We start from the raw sequence: 14,971 nt of genomic DNA, 5'->3' as shown, positions 1-14,971 counted from the left end.
GGGCTTCATGGCTGCGCCACCGGTTGTTGATCTTCCGTTTGTCGATGAGCGGCTGGCGCAGGACCTCGCCGACGGGCTGGCACGGGTCGAGAAGCTGCTCCGCTCCTCGGTCGAGAGTAAGGACGCCTTCGTCACGGAGGCGTCCAAGCACCTCATCGAGGCGGGTGGCAAGCGGTTCCGGGCCATGCTCGTGCTGCTCGCCGCCCAGTTCGGCTCACCCGAGGCCCCGGGAGTGATCTCCGGGGCCGTGGTCATTGAGCTGACCCACCTGGCGACGCTGTACCACGACGACGTGATGGACGAGGCTCCGGTGCGCAGGGGCTCCCCGTCGGCCAACGCCCGCTGGGACAACACCGTGGCCATCCTGACCGGTGACTACCTGTTCGCCCAGGCCTCGGAGATCCTCGCGGACCTGGGTCCCGACATCATCAGGATCCAGGCGCAGACGTTCTCCCGTCTGGTGCGCGGGCAGATCCGCGAGACCGTCGGCCCCCGTCAGGGCGAGGACGCCGTGGCCCACTACATCGACGTGCTGGCCGACAAGACCGGGTCCCTCATCGCCACCTCCGGGCGCTTCGGCGCCCTGCTGAGCGGCGCCTCCCCGGAGATCGTCGACAGGCTGACCAGGGCCTGTGAGGCCATCGGAGTTGGCTGGCAGCTCAGCGACGACCTGCTGGACGTCGCCTCGGAGTCGATCGAGTCCGGCAAGACACCGGGCACCGACCTGCGCGAGGGCATCCGCACCCTGCCCGTGCTGTACGTCCTGAGGTCCGACGCGCCCGAGGACGCCAGGCTGCGCGAGCTGCTGGCCGGTCCCGTGGCCGAGAAGGACATCGAGGAGGCCCTGGGCCTGCTGCGGGTGAACCCGGCCATGGACCGGGCCCGCGCCGAGCTGGTCGCCTGGATCGACCGGGCCCGCGAGGACCTCTATGGTCTCCCCGAAACCCCGGCCCGCGAGGCCTACCTCGCCCTGTGCGACTACGTCATCGAGCGCTCCGGCTGATCTCGCCCGACCCGCGCGGGGCCGCGTCGGTCAAAGACGCACCGGTACGGCCACGCCTTCCCGGCCCCTCCTGACAGGCGCGTTTGCGATCGGTCCGTCCCGACAAGCGTGCCTGCGATCGGTCTGTCCCGACAGACGTGTCCGCGGTCGGTTCTTTGTCGTCGGCACGGGCCGGAAGGCGGTCAGGCCGCCCTGGTGAGGCGGCCGGAGATACGCCGATCTGTCAAAGGCGCGTGATGTGTCCATACATTTTGTATGCACAAGTAAATGTCGCTGGCGCACGTAGACTCTTGCCGGGCAGGAAAAACGCGGAGGGCTGAGATGTCCTGGGACAGGTTCGTCGTTCTGCACACCCGGGTGGAAGCCGAACTCGCCAGGTCGCTGCAGCGTGGCCACGGGCTCGGGCTGTCGGAGTACCGCGCGCTGGCGGAGCTCGCCGAGGCTCCCGGCGGTGAGCTGCGCATGCAGGAGCTGTCAGGGGCGCTCGGGCTCAACCAGAGCTCGGTGACCCGGCTGGCCGCCCGTCTCGAAGGGGCCGGGCTGACCCGGCGCAACCTGTGCGTCGACGACCGTCGCGGCGTCTATACGGTGATCACCGATGGGGGGCGGGCGCGTCTGGCCGAGGCGATGCCCACCTACGAGCGTTCCCTCGTCGCCGCCCTGGAACGGGCCAACGCGGACCCGGCCCTGAGCCCCCTGATCGCGGTGGTGCGCGGTTCGTAACGGCAGCGATGGATATTCCTCCAGTGAGGAGCCCCGAGAGAGGACTTTCATCCATCGCCCTGCGGGTGGTCGAGCTGTTTTGATCGAGCCATGTCAGCCAGTCCAACCCTTCAGCGAACCGTCGTCCCCGCGCGTGAGGGACGTGCCGTCCCCGTGGCGTCCGGGCAGCGGGTGCGCGTGGTGGATCTCGAAGGCGGCCAGGTGGGCGACGTGTTCGTCTTCGCCCGCGACGACCTCTCCGAGCACCACAGCGCCTCACACACCCGGGCCCAGACCAACCGCCTGTTCCCGAAGGTCGGGGAGCAGTTCTTCACCAACAGGCGCCGTCCCGTCCTGACCCTGGTCGAGGACACCTACGGCGGCCGACACGACATGCTCATCGCCGCGTGCGACCCGGAACGATACGCCTCGCTGGGCGTCACCGGCTGGCACGCCTCGTGCGCGGACAACCTCCGCCTGGCGCTGCTCCCCTTCACCGCGGACCTGCGGGTCGTGCCCCAGCCGATCAACGTCTTCATGCGCATCCCCGTCGACGAACACGACGACCTCAGCTGGCTGCCCGCGGTGTCCGGCGCGGGGGAGAGCATCACCTTCCTGGCCGAGATGGACTGCGTCGTGGTCGTCTCCGCCTGCCCGCAGGACATCGCCGTGATCAACAGCGGCGTACCCACCTCGCTGGCCGTCGACATCCTGGGGGCCGGAGACCCGCTCTCCCCGGGCACGGCCACTCTCGACAGACGATCAGGAAAGCAGGCCCGGTCATGACCCGTTCGAACGCTCCAGAAACCGCTCCGCATCCGGCCCTCGCCCCCGTCAGGCTGGGCGGCCTCCGGCTTCCCAACCGCCTCGCCGTCGCGCCCATGACCAGGGTCTCGGCCACGCCCGAGGGCGTCCCGACGCCCGACATGGCCGACTACTACGCCGGATTCGCGCGCGGCGGGTTCGGCCTGGTCATCACCGAGGGCACCTACACCGACGCCGTCTTCAGCCAGGGCTACCTCGACCAGCCTGGCCTGGTGTCCCCGGCGCACGTGGAAGGATGGCGGGCCGTCACCGACGCGGTGCACGCCGAGGGCGCCCTGATGGTCGCCCAGCTCATGCACGCCGGAGCCATATCCCAGGGAAGCAACTACCGCTCGGACACCGCGGGGCCGTCGGCGCTGCGACCGCGTGGGGTGCAGATGCCCGAGTACGGTGGCCGGGGGCCGTGGGCCGTCCCCAGGGAGATGACCGGTGAGGACATCGCGCAGGCCATAGGAGGCTTCGCCGCCGCGGCGGAGAACGCGCGGGCCGCCGGGTTCGACGGCGTTGAGCTCCACGCCGCCAACGGATACCTGCTGGACCAGTTCCTCACCGACTACACCAACCTGCGCACCGACGAGTACGGAGGGTCCCTCGAGGGCAGGGTACGGCTGGTCGCCGAGGTCCTGGCCGCGGTGCGGGCCGCCGTCGGACCGGAGTTCGCCGTGGGCGTCCGCGTCTCGCAGACCAAGGTCAACGACTTCGAGTACCGCTGGCCCGGTGGCGCCGAGGACGCGAAGCTGATCTTCACCCGGCTGGCCGAGGCGGGAGCGACGTACATTCACGTGGCCAGCGAGGGGCGCGACTGGATCGAGACCGCGCGCCTCGACGGCGGGCAGACCATCACCGCGCTGGCCCGCGAGATCAGCGGCCTGCCGGTGATCGCCAACGGCAACATGCACAACGTCGGCCAGGGCGCCCGCGTCATCGCCGAGGGACACGCCGACCTGCTGTCGCTCGGCCGTGGCGCGCTGGCCAACCCCGACTTCCCGAGACGGCTGGCCGACGGCGTCGGCCTGGAGGCGTTCGACCCCGGGATGCTCCACCCCATGGCCTGCCTGCGCAACGCCCGGCAGTGGGCCGATTCCCGGGAGACGGCAGAATCGTCCGTGACGCCCTCCGCCTGACAGTCGGTGCGGCAGGGCGCCACGCCCACGGCCCCGAGAAGGATCCGCGCACGACGGAAACCGGCGGGGCGGGGCGTCACGTTGGGAACCCGCACACGATGGGGAACCGGCGGGGTGGCACGTTGGAAACCCGTGCACGACGGGAAACCGGCGGGGTGCCCGTAGGAAACCCGTGCACGATGGGAAACCGACGCGGCGGGGCGCCACGTTCGCCATCCGGAGGAGAACCCGCTCCGACGGACACGTGGCGCCGCCGCCACGCTCACCGCTCCGAGGAGAACCGCCATGACAGACACCTGGCGCGGCCGAGCCGCCGCCGTCGCCACGCTGACGTTCGACGTCGACGCCGAGACGCCCATCCTCGCCCATGGCAGGCGCTACGCACGGCACGCCATGACGATGTCCCACCAGGCCTACGGCCCCGAGGTCGGCGTCCCACGGCTGCTCGACATGCTGGACGAGCTCGGTGTGCCCGCGACATTCTTCGTCCCCGGCTGGGTCGCGGAACAGCGGCCCGGCCTGGCTGCGGGCATCGTCGAGCGCGGTCACGAGGTGGCCCACCATTCCTACAGCCACCGCGCCCCGACCTCGATGAGCGAGAAGGAGGAGCGGGCCGACTTCGAACGCGCCCTCGAGGTGTTCGCCCGGCAGGGGATCGAGATCTCCGGGCACCGGGCGGCGATGTGGGAGGCCACCTGGTTCACGGCCGAGCTCGTCGCCGAGCACGGCCTGCTTTACGACTCCTCCCTCATGGCCGATGACCGGCCCTACCGGCTCTCCACCCGGTCGGGGGAGCTCGTCGAGCTTCCTGTGCACTGGTCGCTCGACGACTGGGAGCAGTACGCGTTCCTGCCCCAGCCACACGTCGGCTCGGTGATCGAGGATCCGCGGAAGGTCGAGAGCATGTGGCGCGCCGAGCTTGACGCGATGCGCCACTACGGCTGCCTGTTCAACCTCACCAGCCACCCGTTCCTGTCCGGGCGCCCGGCCCGCGCGATGGCCCTGCGCAGACTCGTGGAGTACGCCCTGGGGTGCGGTGACGTGGAGTTCCTGCGCTGTCGCGACCTGGCCGCGAGAGCCGGACGGGACGCCGCACTCAGCCCACGCGAGCCGGAGCCACCCTCGGTGGACGCCGACGTCTACCCGGTCGAGTAGCCCGTTTGCGAGGAAGCGGTCACCTTCGGGGGCGGCGGCGCCGTACCGGGGAACGGTTCGCGGTGTGTCCGGTCACGTCCCGGGGTCGGCCTGCAGCGCGAGGAAGAGATCGACTCTGCCCTCGGTCGTGCCGACGTCCCGCCCCGTCAGCTCGGTGACGCGGGCCAGCCTGTTGCGCAGGGTGTTGACGTGGACGTACAGGGCCTGCGCCGTGGTCGCCCAGTGACCGTCGTGGTCGAGGAAGGCCCGCAGGGTCGCCTCGAGCTGCCCGCCCTGCTCCCGGTCGTGGGCGCGGAGCGGACCGAGGACGCCTGAGGCGAGCCGCCGCAGCGTCTCCTCGTCCTGCATGCCGAGCAGCAGCCGGTGGGTGCCGAGCTGGGCGAAGAGAGCGACGCTCCTGCCCGTGGCCCGGCGCAGCACCCGGCACGCCTCACGGGACTCCATCAGCGGGGAACGCAGCATCGCCCACCCCGCCGCGACGCCGCCGAGACCCACGACGACCCTGCGGTCGTCGAACCGGCGGGACAGCGTGGCCGCCAGCCGCTCCGCCATCGCGGGCAACTCGTGTTCCGGGCGCCGCCACGGGTGCACGGCGATCACGTCCTGGCTGCCGCCCGCCACGACGACGGGTGTGGCCTCCGCGGTGAAGAACTCGACGACGGCCTCGGCCAGGCCGGGCAGTGTGGCGACCTCGCCGGAGAACGCCAGAGCCGAGACCGCCAGCGGCCCCGAGGCGTCGATGCCGAACGCCTCGAGGCGCCCGGGAACCTCGGCCGCGCGTGAGGGACCTGACAGGATCATGTCCAGGAGCTCGGTGGCGAAGCGCATCTCGATCGCCTGCACCGCCTGCCGTCTGGCCACCTCCAGGCTGAGGAAGTGGGCGGCCTGCGTGAGCGCGTCGTGCTCGGCCTTGCTGAGCGAGTGCGCGGGACGCAGGCACACCAGTCCGGCGTCGGCCTCACCGAGCGCCCCGACGAGGAACAGCGTCGCCGTACCGGCCTCGCCGACGGCCAGTTCGAGCGGCGGCGGGTGGCGGGCGAGCCCCTCCGCGACGATCCGCAGTTCCTCCTCGCGCAGCTCGCCCCCAGCGGTCGCCAGCAGTCGCCCCATGCGGTCGGCCACGGCCAGCGGCAGGTCGTGGTCGCGACGGAGCACACGCAGCACACCCGAGGCGCCGGCCCCCTGGGAGATCGCGTCGGCCAGCGCGTTCCCCCGCCTGACCATGCTCACCAGCGCCTGCTGCCGCTGCTCGGCCACCGCCGCGGCGGCTGCCTGCGACACGGCGGTGAAGGGCACGTCGGCCGAAAGCTCGGCCAGGGGCAGCCCGGCGTTGCGGCACGCGTGGACGAGCTCCGCCGGTGTGACGGGCGTCGCCTCGCGAAGCCCGAAGACGATGCCGACCGCCCCGGCGCGGGCGACGTTCGCGACGAACTCGGTGGCGGATGTCGTGCCCAGCCAGAGGCCGTTGGTGAGCACGAGCTCTCTCTCCCGGATGTAGGGGGAGGGATCGGGCAGCTCGGTATTGTGCACCCACAGGGCTTCCGCCCCGAGAGCCTCGCCTGCTCCCTCGACGAGCACGTTCAGCTCCAGTGAACGGTCCTCCGCTAGGGAGCGCAGGCTGAGCATGGTGTCAGAATATCCATCCCCTTCGGAAATTCACTAGAGCTTCGCCCATAGGCCATGGTCGGCCGTCGGTGCTTGAGTGAGGCAGATCACAAGCACAACGCCTCGACCCCACCCGGAGGCCACCGATGCAGGACACCCGACCGACCCCTGAAGGGGCGACGCACCCCGAGGGAGTTGCGGACGCAACGTTCGACGCCCATGGAATCGCGCCCATCCCCGAGACGGCCAGGGACTCCACTCCCTGGGAGCAGTTCTGGATCTGGGCGGGCGCCAACATCGCGCCCATCAACTGGGTGCTCGGCGCCCTCGGCGTCACGCTCGGCCTGAGTCTGCTGGAGACCCTGGCCGTCATCGTCCTCGGCAACCTCGTTGGCTGTGCCGTCTTCGGCCTGTTCAACCTGATGGGGCACCGTACCGGCGTCAACCAGATGCTGCTCGCACGGTCCCCCTTCGGCCGCAGGGGCGCCGTGGTGCCCGGGGTGATCCAGGGGCTGCTCGCGATGGGCTGGGTCGGCGTCAACACCTGGGTCGTGCTGGACCTGGTGCTCGCCGTACTCGCCCGGATGGGGGTGCAGGGAGGCCCGGAGCTGAAGTATCTCGTGGCGGGCGTCATCATGGCCCTCCAGCTTGGCCTGGCCATCTACGGGTTCTACGCCATCCGCACCTTCGAGAAGTACACCGTGCCCGTGACCGTGCTGGTCATGGTGGTCATGACCGTGGTCGCGCTCGCCCAGGCGGATGTGAACTGGACCCACGCGACCGCCACCGGCACGGGAGACAAGATCACGGCGATCACCCAGCTGCTCACCGCGATCGGCATCGGCTGGGGGGTGTCCTGGCTGCCGTACTCGGCGGACTACAGCAGGTTCGTCCGCCTGCGGGCGTCAGGCAAGTCGGTCTTCTGGGCCACCGCCCTCGGGACCTACATCCCGACCGTGTGGCTCGCCGCGCTGGGGGCCGCGCTGGCCAGCGCGGGGAACAGCGGTGACCCGTCCGACCTCGTGATGCGGGCGTTCGGCGGGCTTGCCCTGCCGGTGCTCCTGCTGCTCATGCACGGTCCCGTGGCCACCAACATCCTCAACCTCTACTCGTGTTCGCTGGCCGCCCTGACCGTCGGTATCCGCCTCGCCCGCTGGAAGGTCACCCTGATCGCCGGGGTGATCGCCTCCGCCGTGCTCGTCGTCTTCATCCAGGCGGGCAGCTTCGCCCACGCCTTCGACAACTGGATGTCCTCGATCCTCGTGTGGATCAGCCCGTGGGGCGGGATCATGCTCGTCGACTTCTTCGTCAAGCACCGAGGCGCCCTCGACGTCGCCACCCTGTACGACACCTCTGCCGAACGGCGCGTCAACACCCGCGCACTCGTCAGCCTCGCCCTGGGCGTCTTCGCCGGATGGTGCTGGCAGTTCGGTCTCGTGCCCGCCATGCAGGGCCCGGTCGCCCGTCTGCTCGGCGGTACCGACTTCTCCTGGCTCTCCGGCGCCCTGGTCGCGGGCGGCCTGTACTATCTGCTCTGCTGCCGGGCCCCGCACGCCGTGCCCGCCGCGCGGACTCTCCATGCCGGGAGCGAGGAAGCCGTGGAGGCGGGCTGAGCCTCGTGCCCGCCCTCGTGATCCCGGCGTCCGTCGCCGGTCGAACGGTCCGATGATCCATCCGTCCGGCACCTCCTGGAGGCGCCGGACGGAGGTTCCGGGGGCGCTTTGGGTCGCTCTGGGGCGCTAGACGGTCACCGGCTCCGGGTCAGGCAGCGTACGGCGGGCCTCACGGGCAGCGCGCAGACTGTCCCAGGTGAAGACCGACAGGGCCAGCCAGACGATCGCGAACCCGACCCACCGGCTGGGCGGCATGACCTCGTGGGCGACGAAGACGCCGACGAGGAACTGCAGCACCGGGGCGATGTACTGCAGCAGGCCGATCGTGGTGAGCGGCACCCTGAGCGCGGCCGCGGTGAAGCACAGCAGCGGAATGGCCGTGATGACGCCGGCCCCGACCAGCAGCAGGGCGTGACCGGCACCCATGGTCCCGAAGGTGCCGGTGCCCTGCTGCTGCAGGTAGAGCAGGTAGCCGAGCGCAGGGAGCAGCAGCACCAGGGTCTCGACGGCCATGCTCTCCGCGGCTCCGACCTGCGCGATCTTCTTGACCAGGCCGTAGGTGCCGAAGCTGACGGCCAGCACCAGCGCGATCCACGGCAGCCTGCCGTAGTCGATGGCGAGAAGGAGCACGGCCAGGGTCCCCAGTCCGACCGCGCCCCACTGCCACGGTCGTAGGTGCTCCTTGAGCAGGACGACGCCGAAGAGCACGCTCACCAGCGGGTTGATGAAGTAGCCGAGCGCGCTCTCGACCACGTGCCCGGTGTTCACCGCGTAGATGTAGACGCCCCAGTTGACCGTGACGATCGCCGCGGCCAGCGCGAGGAGACCGAGCTTCTTCGGAGTGCGCAGAAGCTCGCGGATCCAGGACCAGTGACGCCGGACGGCCAGGATCGCGATGACGGCCACGAGGGACCACGTCATGCGGTGGGCGAGGATCTCCAGGGCGCCGGAGGGCTTCAGGAGCGGCCAGTACAGCGGGAACAGACCCCACATGCTGTAGGCGGCGATGCCGTACAGGACTCCACGGCGCGATTCAGGCATGACACCTATTTTTACTAATTACCCGATTTAATACAAATTAGTAATGCTTGCCGGAGAGTTAAGTTGTCCTTACGGGAACAGGTGGGGGGCCCGGGTGGTTCCTACCTGGTGAGAACGTGTCAGAAGGAGGTTCGCAGCATGGGCTGGCTGTTCGGCAAGGACAAGACTTCCATGGTCGCCCCGGAGAACGCGCTGCCGGGCCGGGAGACCTCGATACCGGTGCCCGCGCGTCACGCGGTCCTCGACGCCCCGCTGGCTCCGCCGTACCCCGAGGGAACCGAGATCGCCGACTTCGGCCTCGGCTGTTTCTGGGGCGCCGAGCGCAAGTTCTGGCAGACCCCCGGTGTGGTGTCCACCTCGGTCGGCTACGCGGGTGGCTACACCCGGAACCCGACCTACGAAGAGGTGTGCACCGGCCAGACGGGTCACACCGAGGTCGTCCGCGTGGTCTTCGACCCGTCCCGCATCTCCTACGAGGAGCTGCTCCGCGTCTTCTGGGAGGCCCACGACCCCACCCAGGGCATGCGCCAAGGCAACGACGTCGGCACCCAGTACCGCTCGGCGATCTACTACCACTCACCCACCCAGGAGAAGTCCGCCCTGGCCTCCCGCGACGCCTACCAGAAGGTGCTCAACGAGGCGGGCTACGGCCAGATCACCACGGAGATCGCCCCAGCGGGGGACTACTTCTTCGCGGAGGAGTATCACCAGCAGTATCTGTTCAAGGTCCCCAATGGCTACTGCGGCATCGGAGGCACCAACGTCAAGCTAGGTGACCCATCTGGATGGGGCGCCTGTCAGACGGGTCTGGTCCCGACCGAGGAGTAGCTCCACAGCGCTCCGCCGTACGGCTCGCGTTCAACCCCTGAGTGTGAGCCGTCCTGTCGTCCGGCCGCACTTGATCCGCGATCGTCCGCCATGTCGGCTGTCCGAACCTCAGCCGCTGCCTACGGCTCGGTGAGGACGTATGGGAGACATAATCCTCCAAAGGACTCAAGGGATGATCTTTCCAGCGATCGAACGATAGATCACCGCTCCGCATTCCGCGGACGGCCGGGAGATCTCGGTCCTGCGGGCGGCCGGCTCTCCGACGGGTTCGGCCCGTTCGGCGCTCTGTCGGGAGAGGCCGTCCATCTGTCACCGGCAATACTTGTTCGGGTGTCGAACGGCTACTGCGGCATCGGCGGCACCAACGTCAAGCTAGGTGCCCCGTCCACGGATGTCTGCCAGATGGAGTTTGCCAACCACATCTGATCTCCGCTGAGACCGTTCGCGCAGCACGCCGGACGCGGACGTCGATTCCGGCACGCGGACGCTGGGACTTGCGTAAGCTGCAAGCTATGTTTCAGGTTATGAAACATCCGCCATCCGTCTTGCTTCCGCTGCTGCGCTCTCCGTTTCAGGGAGAGCTCCTGGCCTGGCTCTTTCTGCACCCAGGTGAGGAGTACGCCCTGATTGAGCTGGCGAGGAGGTTCGATGTCTCGGCCCCTACTGTGACTCGCGAAGTCGATCGTCTTGCTGCTGCGGGTTTGCTCATCGAGCGCAGGGTCGGCAACCTGCGGATGATTCAGGCGGACACCGACGTGGTCGTGGCCCGCCCGCTGACCGAGCTGCTCGCTTTGACATATGGCCCGGTGGCGGTGCTCGGTGAGCGGCTTTCCGAAGTCACTGCCGTTGAGGAGGCCTACATCTACGGCTCCTGGGCCGCGCGGTACTCGGGCGAGCCGGGAAGGGTGCCGAAGGATGTGGATGTCCTGGTTGTCGGGGCCGCCGATGAAGACGATCTTTACGACGCAGCCAGGGCCGCGGAGCGGCAACTCGGCAGAGAGGTGAACATACGTCGGCTGAGTCGCGACGACTGGGAGTCCTCTGTCGGCGACCCCTTCCTGGAAACGGTCAGATCCCGGCCGCTTGTCCGACTCAAGATTGAAAAGAGGGAAAGTCGGTGAGGTGGGAGCAGGGGCGCGCTGCCCTTGAAGGCATGCTCGGCCGTGGCGAGATCGAAAAAGTGGCGGCGAGTCGTGCGCAGGCGGAAGAACTGCTGGAGCAGGCCCGGAAACACACGGCGACGGCTCGCCTTGCGATGGAATCGGATCCGATCGGCGCGTACCAGCTGCTCTACGACGCGGCCCGCAAGGCCCTGTGCGCCGTACTGGAGAACTAAGGACTTCGGGCCAGTAGCCGAGGCGGGCACATCGCCGTGTACGAGGCGGTCAGCGCTCAGCTCGATCCACCGCTGGGGCAGAGTCTGCGGCCTTTCGACCGGATGCGTCGGCGCCGGAACGAAGCAGAGTACCCGCGCCTGGGCTCACCCCGTTTCAGCGCCGATGACGTCAGAGCCGATATGGCTAAAGTCGAGGCGATTGTGGAGATCGCGACGAAGGTGATCGATCAGATGCAGCCTTTTTGACGGCGGTTTCTCGCTGCATCGGAAAAGCGCTGCCCCCGGCTACGGCTGCTGAGGAAGGAACGGCTACTGCGGCATCGGGGGCCCCAAGGTCAAGCTAGGTGACCCGTCGGGATGGGGCGCCTGCCAGACGGGCCTGGTCCCGACCGAGGAGTAACCTCCGGGTCCACTCATACGGCTCTCGCTCGTCTTGTGGGCGTGAGCTGTATTCGTTGATTGTCCGGTTCCGCCGTCGTCCTCACCGAAGATGCCCCTTCGGTAGGCGGCTGTGTTCGGTTGAAAGCAGAGTGCGATGGGAGTATGGCCCATAGCATCAACGCTATGAGCTGGGGTACCGTAGAAATGGAACCGGAAGTTCGGAAGTGGCTTGAAGGTCTCCCTGCGGCATCGTTCGCGAGGGCGGCTTTCTATGTTGAGCTGCTTGCAGCGGAAGGGCCTCTGCTAGGGGAGCCCTATACGAAGCAGCTTGACGGCAAGCTACGTGAGCTCCGGTTTCATCTTGACGAGTTCGCCGTGCGCATCACCTACTGGACCGCACCTCATCGCCGGATCGTGCTCTTGACCGTGTTTCACAAGACGCGGATGCGTGATGAACGTGAGGTTGAGCGGGCTCGGCGAGCCATGCGTCGCTGTGTCGAACTGGCGCACACCGTCGACGAGGAAGAAGAGACAGCATGAGCGAGCAGGGGAGCTGGCGAGAGCTCAGGGATTGTCGGATGGCCGAGCCGGGCGCGGCTGAGGCCTATGAGGCCACACGTCTTGCCTATGAACTGGGTAAGACGGTCCGGGGGATGCGTGAGGGGCGGGGCTGGAGCCAGAACGATCTGGCTCGTGCGGCCGGCATGACACAGTCGGCGGTGGCGCGGTTCGAGGCGGGCGGGACCATTCCCACGTTGCCGGTTCTGGAGCGTCTGGCGCGTGCCCTGGACGCGGATGTCGAGGTTCGCCTGACGCCACGGGCTCCCGCTGCCTGAGCTGAGGCCCCAACTGGGCTTCCCCTCGTAACGTAGAGACATCGCCTTAAGGGGGAAACGGCGATGACAGAGACGCGACGGAAGTTCGATCAGGACTTCAAGGACGGTGCGGTCCGGATCGTTGAGGAGACGGGCAGATCGATCGTGCAGGTGGCCCGGGAGCTGGGCATCAACGCGGGCACCCTGGCCAACTGGGTGAACATGGCCTGTCAACGGCGCAGGGCCGGTAACGGCGATCTGGCCGTAGGGGGCCGGGGCCGATCGCTGCCGTGCCGCTTCCGGTACTCGGCCCAAAGGGCCTGCGCTCCGGATCGGCTTGCCACCGGGGCACCTGGTTACTCATCGATGACAGAACCTGGTGGAGCGATGTTTGTTCCGAGACCTGCTCCGGATTGGTCCTGTTGCCCAGTGAGAGTTTCCAGCAGGTTGGTCGTCTCCTCATGGCTCGTTGTGAATCGTTGTGCATCACGGCTGGCCAGGGCCCGCCAGAGGTCCATGCTTTCACGGACCAGGGGCAACCCCTCATTCAAATGGCCCAGCTCCGAGAAGGCAGTGCCGAGGTTGGACACTCGCGCAGGATGCCCCACACCCGGGCGGCGGCCAGGTTGTGGGTCTTGCCGGGCATTGCTCCGGACGTCCAGAAGATCGTCCCGTCGGGTGAAGCGATCACCTGCGCATTCATGCCGTGCACTCGGTGCTTGCCGGAGAAGTAGGGCCGGTTGGCCTTCACGCGGTCGGTCCGGATGAGGGTCCCGTCCAGGACCAGGTAGTGCAGTCGGTCCTTCTTGGCCTTCTGTAACGCCGCCGTGAGCTTGGGCGACCGCGCCGACAGCAGCGCCACGGTCTCCTCCACATACCGACACGCGGTGGCCGTCGACACCCCGAAACCCATCCCCACCTCAGCGAACGTCTCCCCCTTTCGCAGGTAGACCAGCACCAGGAGAGCCTGCTGACCGGGATTGAGCAGCCGCCAGGCCGATCCGATCGCCTTGCGTCGTCTGCGGATCAGCCCAGCCACGTGGTTCAGCGTTGAACGCGACAAATCAACGACAGCACGATAGAACAGCACCCGAAGCTCCTGGTGTGGCGGGCATGGTTATGGTGATCAACCCGTCTACCAGGGGCTCGCTACTTCATGGGGCATACTCCGGCATCGCGATCATGCTGTGACCGTCCCAACCGCTGCAGGGATGAAAAACATTCACTGTGGCCGAGTTTGAGCAGAAGGGAGAGTTGCTCGGACGGATCTGAATGTCTCGCAAATTGGCGCGCGCTATCGGAGACCACGAGTGTGGAGAACTTCATGGTCACACAGGTCGCCGCGCGGCCGGCATGTGGTCGAACGCTACGTCTGGTTCGGAGTTGCGGCAGCCCTCGTGGTCCTCCACCTCGACCACGCCCGCACCACATGACGCAATCAGTAGTCAACACGTTGTGCGGAAAGGCTCAAATGACCCTGCGGCTCGGACTAACGGAAAAAATCCTTGAGCACGTTGGGGTTGAATTCAAAATAAAGATTCACTCCCAGGGCGCCGGCGAAGAAGACGCAGCTCAACACAACGAGGGCGACGCCGGTGGCGACGCTCAAGTCCCGAGCGGGCTGAGTTCGGCCAACCCCACGGGGATCGTAAACAACCTCAAGCACCTCCCCCACCTTAGCATTCGGCACCTGGCGGGAAAACATCGAATAGGGGCCGCCAGGAGGGCAATCCAGTTGGTAGTAGTACGTTATCGAGGGTCCTGGCGCTGGAGCTAGCGGGTCACTCGAAGGAAGATCGGCGACAGACTTCTCGCTGACTACCCGACAAACCATCGAGAAACCGCGCGCCTGTACGATCCAAGTTTCCATGCCGAAGGCCACCGACATTCCCGCGGCGATCATCAGCAATAACGAGATCAGGTAGCGCCGGTCCACGCGCCACACGACCAGGATCCACAATCCGATCATCCCGACTATCGCCGAGGAGAATACTGGCGTATCGATTGGATAATACAGAATGGCGACCGTCGTCGGCGCGGCGAGAATCGGCAGGCCGATCGCCGCGAGCAGCCGTAACGATGCCGACCACCGCATTCGGCGAGTACGGGGACGGTTGGCGCTCCGGAATCTCCCCATAGGCTGTAAATAGCAGGCAGAGGGACTTCCCGCTGTGACCCGCCAATGAACACCTCCCCAGCAATGGGTGAACGACAACTCCACGACTCCTTGGGCGGGGTCGGTCGGGTCGCCCGGAGGGGTGTCACCTCCGGGCTCCCACGGAACGGAGCGTGACGGTCTCCCGTCACTCCGCTCGTACCACCCTGGCCGTCATCAGGGGATTACGGGCCCAGGCCACGGCGCCGCTACCAATTGGCTAGCCACGTCCTGACATGGCCCGCAGGATCGACTTCTAAGATGCCCTCGACGCCCCGCGGCCAAGCCTGGAACATCCAGCGGCGTGCAATGATCAAGAGCCGGGACGCCAGCTACAGGGATGTTTCGGCAGGTCAAATGGAAATGTTGCAGTGAAGTACTGCTCTCC

At 67.6% G+C, this 14,971-nt stretch carries 15 protein-coding genes and 2 pseudogenes; 13 read left to right on the top strand and 4 right to left on the bottom strand.

The window, feature by feature from the left end; genetic code table 11:
* Window positions 1-7 precede the first annotated feature (7 nt).
* The 5 genes from AB0395_RS24070 (at window position 8) to AB0395_RS24050 (ending at window position 4,809) form a co-directional block, all read left to right on the top strand.
* Window positions 8-1,003 carry a polyprenyl synthetase family protein gene (locus AB0395_RS24070; RefSeq protein WP_366283946.1) on the top strand — a complete coding sequence of 332 codons (996 nt, stop codon included), beginning with the start codon at window positions 8-10 and terminating at the stop codon, window positions 1,001-1,003.
* 321 nt (window positions 1,004-1,324) lie between these two features.
* A complete protein-coding gene (locus AB0395_RS24065) occupies window positions 1,325-1,726 on the top strand; it encodes a MarR family transcriptional regulator (RefSeq protein WP_366283943.1) in 402 nt (133 codons plus the stop codon).
* 90 nt (window positions 1,727-1,816) lie between these two features.
* Window positions 1,817-2,491: an urea carboxylase-associated family protein gene (locus tag AB0395_RS24060; RefSeq protein ID WP_366283941.1), complete on the top strand. Its 675-nt coding sequence runs from the start codon at window positions 1,817-1,819 to the stop codon at window positions 2,489-2,491.
* Window positions 2,488-3,654, top strand: a complete 1,167-nt coding sequence (locus AB0395_RS24055; RefSeq protein ID WP_366283938.1) for an NADH:flavin oxidoreductase — start codon at window positions 2,488-2,490, stop codon at window positions 3,652-3,654. The genes AB0395_RS24060 and AB0395_RS24055 overlap by 4 nt, the downstream gene beginning before the upstream one ends.
* Window positions 3,655-3,939: 285 nt before the next feature.
* Window positions 3,940-4,809 (top strand): polysaccharide deacetylase, encoded by an 870-nt coding sequence (locus tag AB0395_RS24050; RefSeq protein WP_366283935.1) that lies wholly within the window; start codon window positions 3,940-3,942, stop codon window positions 4,807-4,809.
* Window positions 4,810-4,881: 72 nt separating this feature from the next.
* On the opposite strand, the gene AB0395_RS24045 is transcribed toward AB0395_RS24050, so the two are convergent.
* Entirely contained in the window at window positions 4,882-6,435 is a 1,554-nt protein-coding gene (locus AB0395_RS24045) for a helix-turn-helix domain-containing protein (RefSeq protein ID WP_366283932.1), read from the bottom strand.
* Between the two features lie 125 nt (window positions 6,436-6,560).
* On the opposite strand from AB0395_RS24045, the gene AB0395_RS24040 reads away from it, so the two are divergent.
* Entirely contained in the window at window positions 6,561-8,027 is a 1,467-nt protein-coding gene (locus AB0395_RS24040) for a cytosine permease (protein WP_366283930.1), read from the top strand.
* Between the two features lie 126 nt (window positions 8,028-8,153).
* Here the strand turns inward: AB0395_RS24040 and rarD are convergent, their stop codons facing one another.
* Window positions 8,154-9,068 carry an EamA family transporter RarD gene (gene rarD / locus AB0395_RS24035; protein WP_366283927.1) on the bottom strand — a complete coding sequence of 305 codons (915 nt, stop codon included), beginning with the start codon at window positions 9,066-9,068 and terminating at the stop codon, window positions 8,154-8,156.
* A gap of 138 nt (window positions 9,069-9,206) precedes the next feature.
* On the opposite strand from rarD, the gene msrA reads away from it, so the two are divergent.
* From msrA to AB0395_RS24000, 7 genes and pseudogenes are all read left to right on the top strand, one after another.
* Window positions 9,207-9,896 (top strand): peptide-methionine (S)-S-oxide reductase MsrA, encoded by a 690-nt coding sequence (gene msrA / locus AB0395_RS24030; RefSeq protein ID WP_366283925.1) that lies wholly within the window; start codon window positions 9,207-9,209, stop codon window positions 9,894-9,896.
* 512 nt (window positions 9,897-10,408) lie between these two features.
* Entirely contained in the window at window positions 10,409-11,017 is a 609-nt protein-coding gene (locus AB0395_RS24025) for a hypothetical protein (protein ID WP_366283922.1), read from the top strand.
* On the top strand, window positions 11,014-11,232 hold the full coding sequence (locus AB0395_RS24020) for a hypothetical protein (protein WP_366283919.1): 219 nt from the start codon (window positions 11,014-11,016) through the stop codon (window positions 11,230-11,232). Before AB0395_RS24025 ends, AB0395_RS24020 begins: the two co-directional genes overlap by 4 nt.
* A gap of 36 nt (window positions 11,233-11,268) precedes the next feature.
* On the top strand, window positions 11,269-11,478 hold the full coding sequence (locus AB0395_RS24015) for a hypothetical protein (protein WP_366283916.1): 210 nt from the start codon (window positions 11,269-11,271) through the stop codon (window positions 11,476-11,478).
* Window positions 11,479-11,796: 318 nt separating this feature from the next.
* Complete coding sequence (locus AB0395_RS24010; RefSeq protein ID WP_366283914.1) at window positions 11,797-12,153, top strand: type II toxin-antitoxin system RelE/ParE family toxin; 357 nt, start codon at window positions 11,797-11,799, stop codon at window positions 12,151-12,153.
* Window positions 12,150-12,449, top strand: a complete 300-nt coding sequence (locus AB0395_RS24005) for a helix-turn-helix transcriptional regulator (RefSeq protein ID WP_366283912.1) — start codon at window positions 12,150-12,152, stop codon at window positions 12,447-12,449. Before AB0395_RS24010 ends, AB0395_RS24005 begins: the two co-directional genes overlap by 4 nt.
* Window positions 12,450-12,512: 63 nt before the next feature.
* A pseudogene (locus AB0395_RS24000) lies at window positions 12,513-12,641 on the top strand (transposase); the annotation flags it as partial.
* 382 nt (window positions 12,642-13,023) lie between these two features.
* On the opposite strand, the pseudogene AB0395_RS23995 reads toward AB0395_RS24000, so the two are convergent.
* A pseudogene (locus AB0395_RS23995) lies at window positions 13,024-13,518 on the bottom strand (transposase family protein); the annotation flags it as partial.
* A 399-nt stretch (window positions 13,519-13,917) separates the two neighbouring features.
* Window positions 13,918-14,523 (bottom strand): hypothetical protein, encoded by a 606-nt coding sequence (locus AB0395_RS23990; RefSeq protein ID WP_366283909.1) that lies wholly within the window; start codon window positions 14,521-14,523, stop codon window positions 13,918-13,920.
* Window positions 14,524-14,971 lie beyond the last annotated feature (448 nt).

The organism is Streptosporangium sp. NPDC051023 (assembly GCF_040689595.1).
GTDB lineage: Bacteria > Actinomycetota > Actinomycetes > Streptosporangiales > Streptosporangiaceae > Streptosporangium.
Note: the sequence above shows the minus strand (reverse complement) of the source record. Positions and strands in the feature narration are given on the sequence as shown.